Source organism: Streptomyces sp. NBC_00341, assembly GCF_041435055.1.
Classification (GTDB): domain Bacteria; phylum Actinomycetota; class Actinomycetes; order Streptomycetales; family Streptomycetaceae; genus Streptomyces.
On record NZ_CP108002.1, the window covers coordinates 4,313,349 to 4,327,743 of the forward strand.

Annotated in this window: 13 protein-coding genes; 10 read left to right on the forward strand and 3 right to left on the reverse strand. The window is 71.5% G+C overall.

Annotated elements, in window-relative coordinates; genetic code table 11:
• Positions 1–762, forward strand: coding sequence for an ABC transporter ATP-binding protein (locus OG892_RS19375; protein ID WP_371629821.1), 762 nt, complete (start codon positions 1–3; stop codon positions 760–762).
• The gene (locus tag OG892_RS19380; RefSeq protein ID WP_371629822.1) at positions 749–1,654 is read left to right on the forward strand and encodes an ABC transporter permease; all 906 of its coding nucleotides are present in this window, start codon (positions 749–751) and stop codon (positions 1,652–1,654) included. Before OG892_RS19375 ends, OG892_RS19380 begins: the two co-directional genes overlap by 14 nt.
• 48 nt (positions 1,655–1,702) lie before the next feature.
• Here the strand turns inward: OG892_RS19380 and OG892_RS19385 are convergent, their stop codons facing one another.
• Entirely contained in the window at positions 1,703–2,143 is a 441-nt protein-coding gene (locus OG892_RS19385; RefSeq protein ID WP_018522179.1) for an SseB family protein, read from the reverse strand.
• Between the two features lie 164 nt (positions 2,144–2,307).
• On the opposite strand from OG892_RS19385, the gene OG892_RS19390 reads away from it, so the two are divergent.
• From OG892_RS19390 to OG892_RS19420, 7 genes are all read left to right on the forward strand, one after another.
• Positions 2,308–4,134, forward strand: a complete 1,827-nt coding sequence (locus OG892_RS19390) for an acyl-CoA dehydrogenase (protein WP_073733339.1) — start codon at positions 2,308–2,310, stop codon at positions 4,132–4,134.
• 109 nt (positions 4,135–4,243) lie between these two features.
• Positions 4,244–4,867 carry a Uma2 family endonuclease gene (locus tag OG892_RS19395; RefSeq protein WP_073733338.1) on the forward strand — a complete coding sequence of 208 codons (624 nt, stop codon included), beginning with the start codon at positions 4,244–4,246 and terminating at the stop codon, positions 4,865–4,867.
• A gap of 59 nt (positions 4,868–4,926) precedes the next feature.
• Complete coding sequence (locus OG892_RS19400; RefSeq protein ID WP_371629823.1) at positions 4,927–5,601, forward strand: hypothetical protein; 675 nt, start codon at positions 4,927–4,929, stop codon at positions 5,599–5,601.
• Positions 5,602–5,662: 61 nt separating this feature from the next.
• Positions 5,663–6,991 (forward strand): M18 family aminopeptidase, encoded by a 1,329-nt coding sequence (locus OG892_RS19405; RefSeq protein WP_073733336.1) that lies wholly within the window; start codon positions 5,663–5,665, stop codon positions 6,989–6,991.
• A gap of 99 nt (positions 6,992–7,090) precedes the next feature.
• The gene (locus OG892_RS19410; protein WP_073733335.1) at positions 7,091–7,309 is read left to right on the forward strand and encodes a DUF6458 family protein; all 219 of its coding nucleotides are present in this window, start codon (positions 7,091–7,093) and stop codon (positions 7,307–7,309) included.
• A 123-nt stretch (positions 7,310–7,432) separates the two neighbouring features.
• Positions 7,433–10,315 (forward strand): BTAD domain-containing putative transcriptional regulator, encoded by a 2,883-nt coding sequence (locus OG892_RS19415; protein WP_371629824.1) that lies wholly within the window; start codon positions 7,433–7,435, stop codon positions 10,313–10,315.
• A 159-nt stretch (positions 10,316–10,474) separates the two neighbouring features.
• Complete coding sequence (locus tag OG892_RS19420) at positions 10,475–11,206, forward strand: DUF4232 domain-containing protein (RefSeq protein ID WP_371629825.1); 732 nt, start codon at positions 10,475–10,477, stop codon at positions 11,204–11,206.
• 40 nt (positions 11,207–11,246) lie between these two features.
• Here OG892_RS19420 and OG892_RS19425 read toward each other — a convergent pair whose 3' ends face one another.
• Together OG892_RS19425 and OG892_RS19430 are read right to left on the reverse strand one after the other, a co-directional pair.
• Complete coding sequence (locus OG892_RS19425) at positions 11,247–13,055, reverse strand: NHL domain-containing thioredoxin family protein (protein ID WP_371629826.1); 1,809 nt, start codon at positions 13,053–13,055, stop codon at positions 11,247–11,249.
• Between the two features lie 221 nt (positions 13,056–13,276).
• Positions 13,277–13,582 carry a hypothetical protein gene (locus OG892_RS19430; RefSeq protein WP_328866332.1) on the reverse strand — a complete coding sequence of 102 codons (306 nt, stop codon included), beginning with the start codon at positions 13,580–13,582 and terminating at the stop codon, positions 13,277–13,279.
• 254 nt (positions 13,583–13,836) lie between these two features.
• Here OG892_RS19430 and OG892_RS19435 point away from each other — a divergent pair, with 254 nt between their 5' ends.
• Positions 13,837–14,328: an LURP-one-related/scramblase family protein gene (locus OG892_RS19435; RefSeq protein WP_371629827.1), complete on the forward strand. Its 492-nt coding sequence runs from the start codon at positions 13,837–13,839 to the stop codon at positions 14,326–14,328.
• Positions 14,329–14,395: the final 67 nt, after the last annotated feature.

Sequence of the window (14,395 nt, forward strand, 5' to 3'; positions counted from 1 at the left end):
ATGACGGGGCACAACACCACGGCCGTCGAGGTCTGCGGCGTCACGAAGGGGTACGGCACGGGTGCGGCCCGTCGCGTCGTGCTGGAGGACGTCGATCTGCGGCTCGCGAAGGGCGAGTTCGTGTGCGTCGTCGGTGCCTCCGGTTCGGGCAAGTCGACCCTGCTCCACCTGGTCGCCGGGCTGGAGACGGCGAGCGCGGGGAGGATCTCCGTCACGGGCGGACGTCCCGCCGTGATGTTCCAGGACCACGCCCTGTTCCCGTGGCTCACGGCGGGCCGGAACGTCGAACTGGCGCTCCGCCTCGCGGGCGTCCCACCCGGCCCCCGCCGCGACCGGGCCCGGAGCCTCCTCGCCCTGGTGGGGCTCCCCGAGAACTACGGGCACCGGGTGCACGAGCTGTCCGGCGGCATGCGCCAGCGGGTCGCCCTGGCCCGTGCCCTGGCGCAGGGCGCGGACGTGCTGCTGATGGACGAGCCGTTCGCGGCGCTCGACACCGTGACCCGGGGGACGCTGCACGGCGAGCTCGTCCGCGTCTGCGCGGAACGGGGGGCGACGGTGCTCTTCGTGACCCACGACGTCAGGGAGGCCGTGGCGCTGGGGGACCGCGTGGTGCTGATGGCGCCGGGGCCCGGCCGGGTGGTGGCCGAGTGGTCCGTCGGCCCCCGCTCCGCGCGAGGCGCCAAGGCCCCGGACGCGGCCCGTCTCGTCGACGAGATCACGGCCCGGCTCGGCGAGGAGGCCGACCGCCGTGCCCGCTGTTGACAGCGCGGCCCGCCCGGCGAACGCGCTGCCCGACGGAGCCGGGCGGCCCGCCTCCGGCCGTACCCGGGAGTCGCCCGGCGGGGGCTTTCGCCGAGGCCTGACCGGAGCAGCGGTGAGGCGCCTCGCGGCCCGCGTCGGGCCGGGCTGCTCTGCGGTCCTGTTGGTGGCGGGCGTCTGGCAGCTGGTTCACCTGCTCGGACTGTCGCCGGTGCTGCCCGCACCGGCGGCGGTCCTGCGCGACCTGTCCGACGCCTGGTCCGCGGGGACGCTCGGCCCAGGACTGCTGCACAGCCTGGGCCGCTGCCTCGCGGGGTTCGCGGCGTCCGCGGCGGTGGGGGTGCCCCTCGGTCTGCTGCTGCACCGGTTCGGGTTCCTGCGGGTGCCCCTCGCTCCGGCGCTGAGTGCCTTCCAGTCACTGCCGGCGGCGGTCCTGGTGCCCATCGCCGTGATCTGCCTCGGCACCTCGCAGGCCGCGGTGTACCTGGTGGTGCTCCTCGGCGCCGTTCCCTCGGTGGCGACCGGGGTCCTCACCGCGCTGGACCAGGTGCCGCCGCTCCTGGTGCGGGCGGGCCGGACCATGGGGGCGACGGGAGCGGCCGGGGTGCGCCACGTCCTGCTTCCGGCCGCCCTGCCCGGTGTGGTGGCCGCGCTCCGGCAGGGCTGGGCGTTCGGCTGGCGGGCCCTGATGACGGCGGAGCTCATGGCGTCCACCCCCTTGCCCGGCCTCGGCCAGGTGCTCGACGCCGGGCGGCGCAGCGGTCGCCTGGGCCCGGTGCTGGCCGCCGCCCTGGTGATCCTGGCCGTCGGGGTGGTGGTCGAGACGGGGGTCTTCGGACCGGTGCAGCGCCGGGTCCTGCGCGCCCGCGGCCTGCCCGCAGCACAGGAGCGGTGAGCCCTGCGAGAGGCGGTCAGGGCCTTTCGTCCGGATCGGGCTGGGCTCTCAGCCGTACATCCGGCGCATCGCGAAGTCGACCATCTGCTCCACCGCCTTGGCGTCGAAGACCATGCGGTGCTCGCCCTCCATGTCGAGGACGAAGCCGTAGCCGGTGGGCAGCAGGTCGATCACCTCGGCACCCGTGATCACGAAGTACTTGGACTCCTTGCCCGCGTAGAGCCGCAGCTCCTTGAGCGTGGTGAACATCGGGATGACGGGCTGCTGGGTGTTGTGCAGCGCGAGGAAGCCCGGGTTGTCACCGCGCGGGCAGTAGACCTTCGACGTCGCGAAGATCTGCTGGAAGTCCTCCGCGGCCAGCGAGCCGGTCGTGAAGGCCCGTACCGCGTCGCCCAGCGAGGGCGGCGAGGGTTCGGGATACAGCGGCTGCTCGCCGTAGCCGCCACCCATCGGCTGCTGTGCGCCCTGATTCTGGTCGTAGCCGTACATGGGACAAAGAGTAATCGGACACATCTCCACCTTGAGGGGTTGCGTCTTATTACTGGCGGGTAGCATCATCGTACGGGGTCACCTGACAACGACCCCGTCCGCGAGTCCGGGCCACCCCTCCACGGGGCGCTGCGCGCCACTGCTATTGATTACGGAGCCTTCCCATGGGGCACTACAAGTCGAATCTCCGCGACATCGAGTTCAACCTCTTCGAGGTCCTCGGGCGCGACAAGGTGTACGGCACCGGACCGTTCGCGGAGATGGACGTCGAGACCGCGAAGAGCATCCTCGACGAGGTCACCCGCCTCGCGGAGAACGAGCTCGCCGACTCCTACGCCGACGCCGACCGCAACCCGCCGGTCTTCGACCCGGAGACCAACACCGCACCGGTCCCGGACACCTTCAAGAAGTCGTACCAGGCGTTCATGGACTCCGAGTACTGGCGCCTGGGCCTCCCCGAGGAGATCGGCGGCACCACCTCCCCGCGCTCCCTGATCTGGGGTTACGCGGAGCTGCTGCTCGGCGCCAACCCGGCCGTGTGGATGTACTCCTCCGGTCCGGCCTTCGCCGGCATCCTCTTCGACGAGGGCAACGACGCGCAGAAGAAGATCGCCGAGATCGCCGTCGAGAAGCAGTGGGGCTCGACGATGGTGCTGACCGAGCCGGACGCCGGTTCCGACGTCGGCGCGGGCCGCACGAAGGCCGTCGAGCAGGAGGACGGCTCCTGGCACATCGAGGGTGTGAAGCGCTTCATCACCTCGGGCGAGCACGACATGTCCGAGAACATCATCCACTACGTGCTGGCCCGCCCCGAGGGCGCCGGACCGGGCACCAAGGGCCTCTCGCTCTTCATGGTCCCGAAGTTCCACTTCGACTGGACCACCGGCGAGCTGGCCGAGCGCAACGGCGTGTACGCGACGAACGTCGAGCACAAGATGGGCCTCAAGGCGTCCAACACCTGCGAGATGACGTTCGGCGACCAGCACCCCGCCAAGGGCTGGCTGATCGGTGACAAGCACGACGGCATCCGCCAGATGTTCCGCATCATCGAGTTCGCCCGCATGATGGTCGGCACGAAGGCCATCGCGGCGCTCTCGACCGGTTACCTCAACGCGCTGGAGTACGCCAAGGAGCGCGTCCAGGGCACCGACCTGTCGCAGTTCATGGACAAGACGGCTCCCAAGGTCACCATCACGCACCACCCCGACGTGCGCCGCTCCCTCATGACGCAGAAGGCGTACGCCGAGGGCATGCGCTCGCTCGTGCTCTACACCGCCTCCGTCCAGGACGCGATCCAGGAGAAGGAGACCGCGGGCGAGGACGCGAAGGCGCTGCACGGCCTCAACGACCTGCTCCTCCCGATCGTGAAGGGCTACGGCTCGGAGAAGTCGTACGAGCAGCTCGCGCAGTCGCTCCAGACCTTCGGCGGCTCCGGGTACCTCCAGGAGTACCCGATCGAGCAGTACATCCGTGACGCCAAGATCGACACGCTGTACGAGGGCACGACGGCCATCCAGGGCCAGGACTTCTTCTTCCGGAAGATCGTCCGCGACCAGGGCGCCTCGCTCAACGCGCTCTCCGAGGAGATCAAGAAGTTCCTCGCGGGCGCCCAGGGCAACGAGGAGCTGTCCGGCGCGCTGGACTCGCTCGCCAAGGCCGCCGTGGACCTGGAGGCGATCGTCGGCACGATGATCACCGACCTCACCGCGACCGGCGAGGACGTGAAGAACATCTACAAGGTGGGCCTGAACACCACCCGCCTGCTGCTGGCCTCCGGCGATGTCGTCGTCGGCTACCTGCTGCTCAAGGGCGCGGCCGTGGCCGCCGAGAAACTGCCGAGCGCCTCCGCCAAGGACGTCGCCTTCTACCAGGGCAAGATCGCCGCCGCGAAGTTCTTCGCCGCGAACGTCCTGCCCGGCGTCGGCGCGGAGCGCGCACTCGCCGAGTCCGTCGACAACTCCCTGATGGAGCTGGACGAGGCCGCGTTCTAGGCTTCACCGCTCAAGATCGTCAACACGCACCGTCACCCGGACACGCTTTCGGGTGGCGGTGCTGTCGTATGGGGTGGGTACGCTGAGTAAAGGTCCGAGAATCCCGTCCATGGGAGGAACCATGACTGCCGAGGCACTGCCCGAAGCGTCGCAGCTGCGCCGCGACGATTCCACGTGGCCGGTCCCGCCGGAGGACGGCTACACCGTGGACGAATTCTTCACGCTTGACCTCCCGCCGCACACAGAGCTGATCGACGGGAGCCTGGTTTTCGTGAGTCCGCAGCGAAAATTCCACACGCTGGCGATGTACCTGCTGGAGCAGGGGCTGCGCCTGCACGTTCCCGAGGCTCTGCGGGTACGCCGGGAGATGGCGGTCGTACTGGGCAGGCGGAATGTGCCGGAGCCGGATCTCGTCGTGGTGAAGGCGGACGGTGAGGGAGGCCTTCGGCAGACCCGGTACCAAGCCGCCGACGTCCTGCTCGCCGTAGAAGTCGTCTCGCCCGACTCCGAGGACCGCGACCGTGACACCAAGCCGCACAAGTACGCGGCGGCGGGCATCCCGCACTTCTGGCGGGTCGAGATGAGCGGCGAGCACGACCGGCCCGCGGTGTGGACGTACGAATACGACGCGACGCACAAGACCTACGTCTCCACCGGCGTCCACCGCGACCGGCTCAAGCTCTCCGTTCCCTACGACATCGATATCGATCTGACAGCGATCGACACGCTCTGACAGCCGCCGTCCGTGCCTTCCCTATGATCGGAGCCCGATTCCGAGGGGGAGGCCGGCACATGAGTCGTCCGGGCAAGCGGTGGTACGTACGGGGCGCGGCGGTCGGGACGGTGGCGCTGCTGCTCGCGGGCTGCGGTGGCGGGGACGGCGGTGGCGGGGACGCCTCGAAGGCGCTCGGCAAGGCGGAGCTCCTGTCGGTGCTGCCGGACGCGAAGGCGCTGCCGGGCTGGCGGACCGTGGCGGAGCCGGAGGCGCAGAAGCCGGTGGCCGAGTACCCGCCGCCGGTCTGCCAGGTGCCCGACAAGAAGAAGCGGCAGGCCACCTGCGGGGAGATCACGTTCTGGGGCGTTTCCTCGTTCGTCCGCAAGCCCGACGTGACCTCGCTGAACTTCTGGACCCTCGCCTACAAGGACGAGAAGACGGCCGACGCCGCCTATGACGCGCTGAACGCGTACTACGGCGGGGACAGGGTCGGGGTGGGCGCGAAACCGGTCGGGATAGGTGAGCCGGGGGCGGAGCGCGAGGCCAACCGGGCCGGAACGGGCACCATGGGCGGCCCCGCCACCATCACCCAACTCCGGGTCGGCACCCTCGTCCTGGGCATCAGCACCGGGACCCAGGGCAAGTCGGCCGTACCCGACGCGGAGGTCAAGGCCCTCGCCGCGATGGTCGCGGACCGGGCCCAGCAGGCGCAGGACGGCGAGAAGCCGTCCGCCGCGGTGACCGGACGATAGCGGTGCGTCACCGGGGGGCGACGGTGAAAACTCCCGCTCATGCCTGGTTAAAGTGAAGAACATGAGTTCTTCCCTCCGCTTCGACCGCGGGCACACCGACGATCTGATGGCCTTCCTGATGGACTGCCCCTCCCCGTACCACGCCGTGGCGACCGCCGCGTCGAGGCTGGAGAGGGCCGGTTTCCGGCAGGTCGAGGAGACGGCGGCCTGGGACGGGTCCAGCGGCGGGAAGTACGTGCTGCGCGGCGGCGCGATCGTGGCCTGGTACGTGCCGGAGGGCGCCGAGGCCCACACCCCGTTCCGGATCGCGGGCGCGCACACCGACTCACCGAACCTGCGCGTGAAGCCGCTGCCCGACACGGGCGCCCACGGCTGGCGGCAGGTCGCCGTGGAGGTCTACGGCGGCACGCTCCTCAACACCTGGCTGGACCGGGACCTCGGCCTCGCCGGGCGCATCTCGCTCCGAGGGGGCACCTCCCAGGCCGGAGGCTCTGGGGGAGGCACGCAGCGGCTGGTCAACATCGACCGGCCGCTGCTGCGTGTCCCGCAGCTGGCCGTGCACCTGGACCGGTCGGCCAACCCCGACGGGCTCAAGCTCGACCGGCAGAAGCACATGCAGCCGATCTGGGGCCTGGGCGACGTGGAGGAGGGCGACCTCATCCGGTTCGTCGCCGAGGAGGCGGGGGTCGACGCCGAGGACATCACCGGCTGGGACCTGATGCCGCACCCCGTCGAGGCGCCGTCCTACCTGGGCCGTGACCGCGAGCTGGTGGCCGGGCCCCGGATGGACAACCTGCTCTCGGTGCACGCGGCGGTCGCCGCGCTCGCCGCCGTCGCCGGACAGCCCGACGCGGAGATCCCGTACATCCCGGTACTGGCCGCCTTCGACCACGAGGAGAACGGCTCGCAGTCCGACACGGGTGCGGACGGACCGCTGCTCGGCACGGTCCTGGAGCGCTCGGTGTTCGCCCGCGGCGGTACGTACGAGGACCGGGCCCGCGCCTTCGCCGGGACCGTCTGCCTCTCCTCCGACACCGGCCACGCGATCCACCCCAACTACGCCGAGCGGCACGACCCGACGCACCACCCGGTCGTCAACGGCGGACCGATCCTCAAGACCAACGTCAACATGCGGTACGCGACCGACGGCAGCGGCCGGGCCGTCTTCGCGGCCTCGTGCGAGAAGGCGGGCGTGCCGTGGCAGACGTTCGTCTCCAACAACTCGATGCCCTGCGGCACCACGATCGGGCCGATCACCGCCGCCCGGCACGGCATCCAGACCGTCGACATCGGCGTCGCCATCCTGTCGATGCACAGCGCCCGTGAGCTGTGCGGGGCCGACGACCCGCACCTGCTGGCGACCGCCCTGGCGTCGTTCCTGGCGGGCTGACCGAAACACCAACCGTGTTCTCGGACATGGGTGTTGCCGGGCCGGGTATCCGCTCGATACACGGCCCGGAGCTTCCGGGGCGTCGAGGAGGCGGAACTCATGGGACTCGGAGGATGCATCCTTCTCATCGGTGCAGGGGCGATACTCGCCTTCGCGACCGACTGGGAGATGGACAGCGTCAACGTCGACATGGTCGGCTGGATCATGATGATCGTCGGCATCATCGGCGTGTTCGTCTACGCGAGTGTCATGCGGCGCCGCCGCATGGTCGTACCCCCCACCACCACAGTGGTTTCCGAGGACGAACGCCACCTGTGACCCGGGCGGGTGCGCCCCGTGGACCGGGCGCACCCCCTCCCAGCCCCCGGGCGGCGCCGGATATTCTGGCGCCCTGTCCGTGACCCGGCACCGGGCGCGTCACACCCGGAAGGGGAGCCGCTCGTGGAGTTCCGGCTGCTGGGCACCGTCTGCGTCGACACGCTGACGGGTCCGCTGCCACTCGGCCCCGCCAAACGCCGCAGCCTGCTCGCCGCGCTCCTGCTGCGCGCCAACACCCCCGTTTCCGTGGCCCGGTTGACGGGCTCCCTGTGGGACGACGCCCCGCCGCTGCACGCCCGTACGGTCATCCAGGGGCATGTGTCCCGGCTGCGCGCCCTGCTGACCGGCGCGGACGCGGAGGCGTACGGGGTCGAGCTGACCACGCTCGGGGACGCGTACGTGCTGCGGGTGCCGGAGACCCTGCTGGACTCCCAGCGGTTCGAGGAACTCCTGATGCTGGCCCGGGAGCAGCGCAGTCCGGCCGACAGCGTGCTGATGCTGAGGGAGGCCCTGTCGCTGTGGGAGGGGCCCGCGCTGACCGGCACCTACCCCAGCGCACCGCTCCAGGCCGCCGCGCAGGCGCTGGAGGAGTCCCGGCTCACGACGGTCGAGCAGCTGGCGCACGCCTACGCAGAGCTGGGCGAGCACCACCGGGCGGCGGCGGTGCTCCGGGACGAGGCCGTGGCCCATCCGATGCGGGAGTCCCTCGCCGCGGCCCTGATGTCGGCGCTGCACGGCTCGGGGCGCCAGTCGGAGGCGCTGGACTGGTTCCACCGCACCCGGCGGCTCCTCGCGGACGAGCTGGGCATCGACCCCGGCCGCGAGCTGGCGGACGCGTACGCCCGGATCCTGCGCGGCGACCAGCAGCCGCAGCCGAACGGGCTCGGTGGTGCGACGGATACGAGCACAAGCACGGGTACGGGTACGGCTGCGGGGGGCGGTCCCGCGACAGGGGCTCCTGCCGCCGGGGTGCCCGCTGTCGGGCTGTCTGCTGTCGGGGTGTCTGCTGTCGGGGTGTCTGCTTCAGGTCCGTCGGCCGCAGGCGCGTCGGCCGCAGGTGCACCGGGCGGCGTCCGGGGCGTCGAACCCCACCCCGTCGATCTGCTCCCGCGCGCCCCCCGGGGCTTCCAGGGGCGGGCCGCCGAGCTGGCCGCGCTCTCCCGGGCGGCGGCGGGCGAGGCGCCCATCTGCCTGGTCACCGGACCGGCAGGGGTGGGCAAGACCGCGCTGGCCCTGCACTGGGCGCGCCGCGCCCCCGCCGCGTTCCCGGACGGGCGGCTCTTCGCCGATCTGCGCGGGTTCGGCGACACGGGGCAGCCGACGCCGCTGGAGGTGCTGCGCGAGTTCCTGCTGGCGCTCGGTGTCGCGCCCCGCCGGGTCCCGGAGTCCGTCCAGGGCGCCGCCGCGCTCTTCCGCTCGCTGACCGACCGGCGCAGCCTGCTCGTCGTGCTGGACAACGCCCGCGACTCGGCCCAGGTCAGGCCGTTGCTGCCGGGCGGCACCGACTGCGTCACGCTGGTCACCAGCAGGCACCGGCTGGACGGCCTCATCGCCTCCGACGCCGCCCGCCCGGTACCGCTGGACGTGCTCGAACCGCCGGACGGCACCGCGCTGCTGGCCGGGGTGCTGGGCGAGGAGCGGGTGCTCGCGGAACCGGTGGCGGCCCGTCGGCTGGCCGAGCTGTGCGGCGGACTGCCGCTCGCCCTGCGGGTCACGGCGGCCCGGCTGGCGGGCCGCCCGCACCGGACGCTCGCCGGGACGGCCGACGAACTGGCCGACGAGCGCAGCCGGCTGAGCTATCTCGACGTGGAGGACACCGGGGTCTCCGCCGCGCTGCGGCTCACCGTGCAACAGTTGCCGCCGGACGCCGTCCACCACTTCGCCCGGCTCGGCCACCACCCCGGCAGCCACTTCGACCGGTACACCGCCGCCGCGCTGGCCGGCAGCGATCCGGTCGTCGCGGCGGCGGCGCTGGAGCGGCTCGCCGCCGCCCACCTGGTCAGCGAGACGAGCCCCGGACGCTGGGAGCTGCACGATCTGGTGCGCCTCTACGCCCGGGGGATCGATCCCGAGTCCGGCCCGGACGCCCTGCTCGGTGTACTCGACCACTGCATCGCGACCGCGCTCGCCGCCGCCGACACGGCGGAACCGGGCGGCGAGCCCTGCTTCGTCCTGCCGGAGGGCTACCGCAGGCCGGCCGCCGTACGGGACTTCACCGACCGGGCAGAGGCGATGAGCTGGCTGGCCACCGAGCGCGAGGACCTGTCCCTGGCCGCCGCCGCCGCGCGCGGCGCCGGTCTCGACGACCGGGCCTGGCGGATCATCCTGCTCCAGTGGCCGCACGTGGTGTGGCGGGTCCGGGACGGCTGGGCACCGGCCCTGGGCCTGGCGCTGGACGCGGCGGTCGCGCGGGACGACCCGTACGCCGAGTCGCGGGTGCGCAACCTGCTGGGCTGGGTGCTGTCGGAGGAGGGCAGGACCACGGAGGCCGCCGCACTGCTGGAGCCCTCGCCCGGTCTCGCGCGGCAGGCCGGGGACCGGCTGGGCGAGGCGACGGCGCTGATCAACCTGGCCGTCGTCCAGGCAGAGCAGGGCGGTCTGGACGAGGCGCTGGAGGGCTGCGAGCGGGCCGTCGCGCTGGCCCGGCGGGAGCGCGACGCGCACACCGAGATGCTCGCCCTCCAGCACCTGGCCAGGCTGCGGCTCGTGGCCGGGCGGCCGCAGGAGGCGCTGGACTGCGCCCGGACCGCGTTCGACCTGGGCCCCGAGCACGAGGAGGCCGCCCGGCGCGTGCTCCTGCTGGCCGTCAGCGGCGAGGCGCACCTCGCCCTCGGCGCGGAGGACGAGGGCGTCCGGCTGCTGGACCAGGCGGCGGCGGAGGCGGAGCGCGCCGGGTACGACGAGGGCGCGGTACGGGCGCTGGAGGCGCTGCTGCGGGTGGCCTCGGGGGCGGAGTACGTACGGCGGTACGAACGGGCGGTGCGGCGGCTCGCCGACGACAGCTGAGCCGGGCGGCGGCCGGGGTGCGGACCACGTCAGCGGAACGTTAGCCGCACGTCAGCGAGGCGTCAGCGGTGCCCGGAAGACTCATGGCTGTCAGCACGCCGGGGGCGACTCACCACCGCACCGGGCTCTCGTCTCACCGTCACACTCGGGGGAAATTCCATGTCTGCCTTCCGGACCCGCAGCCGCGCCACGGCCCTGGCCGCCACGACCACCGCCGTACTCGCCCTGGCGCTCACCGCCTGCGGCGGCAGTGACAGCGGCACCGGCACCAGGTCGGAGGGCCCGGCGAACAACGCCGCACCGGCCTCCGCCGCGAAGTCCGCCACCGGCTCCGGCTCCGCCGCCAAGACCTCCGTGGCCGCGAAGGGCACCACCGCTGGAGGCACCACCACCGGCGGCAGCGGAAACGGCGGCACCGGGACCGGAAGCAGCACCGGCGGCGCGGCGAAGGGCGCCACCGGGTCCGCGAGCGCCCCGCTCTGCACCACCGAGGACGTCAGGATCACTGCCGCCACCCAGGACGGCCCGCTCTACACGCACATCGTCCTGACGGCCAAGAACACCTCGGGCCACAGGTGCGAGATGAAGGGCTTCCCGGAGATCCAGTTCCTGGAGAGCCACAAGCAGAACATCCCTTCGGTCGCGAAGAGCAAGCCGGCCACCCGCATCGTGCTCGACGCGGGCGCACCCGCGTACGCGCTGGTGAAGCTGTCCAACGGCGGCGCGGACGAGGACGTGCAGCCCGTGACGGCGTTCGCCGTGTGGCTCCAGGGCGGCAGCGGCCAGGCCACCGTGCGGGCACCCGGCGCCGAGGGCATCGCCGTCGACCCGGCGGCGTACAGGACCGGCTACTGGACGTACGAGCTGCGCAACGGCGCCGACGACTTCTGAGCCGCCCGCGTCCGAACCCTCCCCGTCCCCGGTACGGCTGTCAGCCCTGCTCGTCCATCCCCGCGAGCACGAGCGGCAGCCGGGGCGTCCCCTCCGCGACCACGCGGACGGGGACGCCCCAGTCCTGCTGGTGGACATGGCAGGCCGGGTACTCGTTCGCGGGGTCGTCGTCGCAGGACGCGGCCATCGCGGAGACGTGCAGGACGCCCTCGGTCACCCCGTCCGCGAGGACCAGGTCGCGGAACAGGTCGGTGCCCGCGCCCTCGCCCCCGGCCAGCAGCTCCGGCGGGGTCGAGGAGACCAGCAGCCGGGTCGAGGGCCCGTACCGGGTGTCCAGCTTCTGACCGGCGGGCGCCTGGAAGACGACGTCGAGCCGGAGCGTGCCCGGGGCGATCTCGGTGGCGGCGCGCTGGGTGCGGTGCGCCGAGTCGGCGACGCGTACCGCCTCCTCGGGCAGCCGCAGCCGGGTCAGCCGGTGCCGGGCGGACTCGACGACCACGAGATCGCCGTCCACCAGCACGGCGTCGCTGGGCTCGCGCAGATCCGTGGCGAGCGTGCTGACCTCACCGCTCGCCGGGTCGTAGCGGCGCAGGGCGTGGTTGTACGTGTCGCAGACGGCGACCGATCCGTCGGGCAGCGCGGTGACGCCCAGCGGGTGCTGGAACAGCGCCTGCTCAGCGGCCCCGTCGCGGTGGCCGAAGTCGAAGAGCCCGGTGCCGACGGCGGTGTGGACGGCGCCCTCCAGGTCGACATAGCGCAGTGAGGACGTCTCCGAGTCCGCGACCCAGAGCCGCTCGGCGGTGGCGGCGAGCCCGGACGGCTGGGCGAACCAGGCCTCCGCTCCCGGACCGTCGACCAGCCCCTCGTTGGTCGTCCCGGCCGCGACCCGCACGGTGCCGTCCTCCGCGTCGTACGTCCACAGCTGGTGGACGCCCGCCATGGCGATCCAGAGCCTGCCGTCGAACCAGGCGACGTCCCACGGCGAGGAGAGGTCCACCTCACGCCCTGCACCACTGGTGGGCGCCCCCTGCCACCACTGGCGGCCGGTACCCGCGAGGGTGGTCGTCACGCCGGTCGTGAGGTCGAGCGCGCGGATCGCGTGGTTCACCGTGTCCGCGACGGCGATCCGCCCGTCGGGCAGCACGGTCAGGCCCTGCGGCTCGCTGAACCGGACCTCCTCGGGCCCGCCGTCGGTGAACCCGCGGTCGCCGGTGCCGAAGCTGCGCCGGACGGTCTCGCCGTCCGCCTCCAGCTCGACCAGCCGGTGGCGGGTGGTGTCGGAGACCAGGAAGCCGCCGTCGTCCAGCAGCAGCGCCTTGCCGGGGAACCGCAGATGCGTCGCCACCGGCTCGGGCGCCACGTACGGCCCGTCGCCACGCCGCAGGGTGCCCTTGGCGGCGTGCTCGGCCTCCAGCTCCTCGACCAGCTTCTCGATGGCGTGGGCGTGGCCCTCGCCCGCGTGCTGGGCGACGACATAGCCCTCGGGATCGACGACGACGAGCGTCGGCCAGGCGCGTACGGCGTACTGCTTCCAGGTCGCCAGCTCGGGATCGTCGAGCACCGGGTGGTGCACCTCGTACCGCTCGACGGCGTCGACCACGGCCTGGTGCTCCGCCTCGTGGACGAACTTCGGCGAGTGGACGCCGATGATCACCAGGGTGTCGCGGTGCTTCTCCTCCAGCTCGCGCAGCTCATCGAGGACATGCAGGCAGTTCACACAGCAGAACGTCCAGAAATCCAGCACCAGTGTGCGACCTCGGAAGTCCGCGAGGGACAGCTCCTTGCCGCCGGTGTTGATCCAGGACCGTCCTTGCAGCTCAGGGGCGCGGACGCGGGCTCGCTTGCTCATGCGTCCAAGGGTGCCACTACCGGCGCTCTTCCCTGCGCGCGCCCTGCCCCGCCCCTGCTGCGGCGCGGGGAACCCCACCCGTAAGGACTCGGAGATGGGAATACGCCGACGGTCTCGAAGGCCCGCTTTCGGACCCCCGCCTCATCCCATGACCGCTGCTTCCTCACCCGACTCGGAGAGCAGCAGTGCTGGTCAAGAGCCCCCTCGAACTCGCCATCTGATCAGGACGGAAGAGGCTCTTCCCTATCCGGTGTCGAATCATTCCAGAACGGTTCACCCACCCGAACTCTGATTTGCCTCTTTCGTTCGTCGTGGAACGCCACTTCGACAGAGACTCTTGCTCCAACCCCAGGCAGGTCGAGCACCGGTGGATTGGGGTTGTACGAGGCAATGTCCAGGAATCCGATCACTTCGGGAGCGCCGTCGAGCTCGATGAACACCCCGAACGGGCGTCGGATACGGACCACTCCGTGAGTCTTACTGCCGACCGGATGCCGGAACTTTGCATTTTCCCATTCGTCTTCCATAACTGCTGGCATCGTAGAACACGAGGCCCGACAGAGTTGGCACAGTTCTCATTACGGCGCAGTTCGTCGCCGATTCGTGCGATACCACTACACGTTGAGGAACCAGGCGGCTGTCGGGCTGGTCGCCTGGATTGAGCCAGCCGCCCTTGCCGATCAGTTCGGGGGCCCTGACGCGCGCACGTGTTGCCATGTCGACCGTGAACATCACCGTGGCGTCCACGCATTCCACAGGTACCTCGGGGAACCTGTGAGCCATGAGACTTCTCGTACGTGAACGACTCTTCAGTATCGGTGACGACTACTGGATCGAGGACGCCGACGGCCACAAGGTCTTCCTCGTCGACGGCAAGGCCATGCGGGTGCGCGACACCTTCGAGCTGAAGGACGCGCAGGGCCGGATCGTCGTCGAGATCAAGCAGAAGCTGCTGAGCCTGCGGGACACGATGCTCATCGAGCGGGACGGCGAGCAGCTCGCCAAGGTCAAGCGGAAGCATCTGTCGCTGCTGCGCAATCACTACCGGGTGACCCTGGCGGACGGCACCGAGCTGGATGTCAGCGGCAAGATCCTGGACCGCGAGTTCGCGGTGGACTACGACGGGGAGCTGCTGGCCCAGATCTCGCGCCGCTGGCTGTCCGTCCGGGACACGTACGGGATCGACATCGTGCGGGAGGACGCCGACACGCCGCTGCTGATCGCGGTGGCGGTGTGCGTGATCGTGCTGGCGGAGAAGGAGCACGAGGACTGAGCACACCCGGTGCCTGTTTCACGTGAAACAGGCACCGGCCCGAAAAGGGGGTCCCGGTTGAAGGGCC

Bases quoted from the DNA above. Each gene is read 5' to 3' on its own strand.
- OG892_RS19375 (WP_371629821.1), top strand. From the start codon at position 1: ATGACGGGGCACAACACCACGGCCGTCGAGGTCTGCGGCGTCACGAAG.
- OG892_RS19385 (WP_018522179.1), bottom strand. From the start codon at position 2,143: ATGTACGGCTACGACCAGAATCAGGGCGCACAGCAGCCGATGGGTGGC.
- OG892_RS19390 (WP_073733339.1), top strand. From the start codon at position 2,308: ATGGGGCACTACAAGTCGAATCTCCGCGACATCGAGTTCAACCTCTTC.
- OG892_RS19395 (WP_073733338.1), top strand. From the start codon at position 4,244: ATGGGAGGAACCATGACTGCCGAGGCACTGCCCGAAGCGTCGCAGCTG.
- OG892_RS19400 (WP_371629823.1), top strand. From the start codon at position 4,927: ATGAGTCGTCCGGGCAAGCGGTGGTACGTACGGGGCGCGGCGGTCGGG.
- OG892_RS19405 (WP_073733336.1), top strand. From the start codon at position 5,663: ATGAGTTCTTCCCTCCGCTTCGACCGCGGGCACACCGACGATCTGATG.
- OG892_RS19410 (WP_073733335.1), top strand. From the start codon at position 7,091: ATGGGACTCGGAGGATGCATCCTTCTCATCGGTGCAGGGGCGATACTC.
- OG892_RS19420 (WP_371629825.1), top strand. From the start codon at position 10,475: ATGTCTGCCTTCCGGACCCGCAGCCGCGCCACGGCCCTGGCCGCCACG.
- OG892_RS19425 (WP_371629826.1), bottom strand. From the start codon at position 13,055: ATGAGCAAGCGAGCCCGCGTCCGCGCCCCTGAGCTGCAAGGACGGTCC.
- OG892_RS19430 (WP_328866332.1), bottom strand. From the start codon at position 13,582: ATGGAAGACGAATGGGAAAATGCAAAGTTCCGGCATCCGGTCGGCAGT.
- OG892_RS19435 (WP_371629827.1), top strand. From the start codon at position 13,837: ATGAGACTTCTCGTACGTGAACGACTCTTCAGTATCGGTGACGACTAC.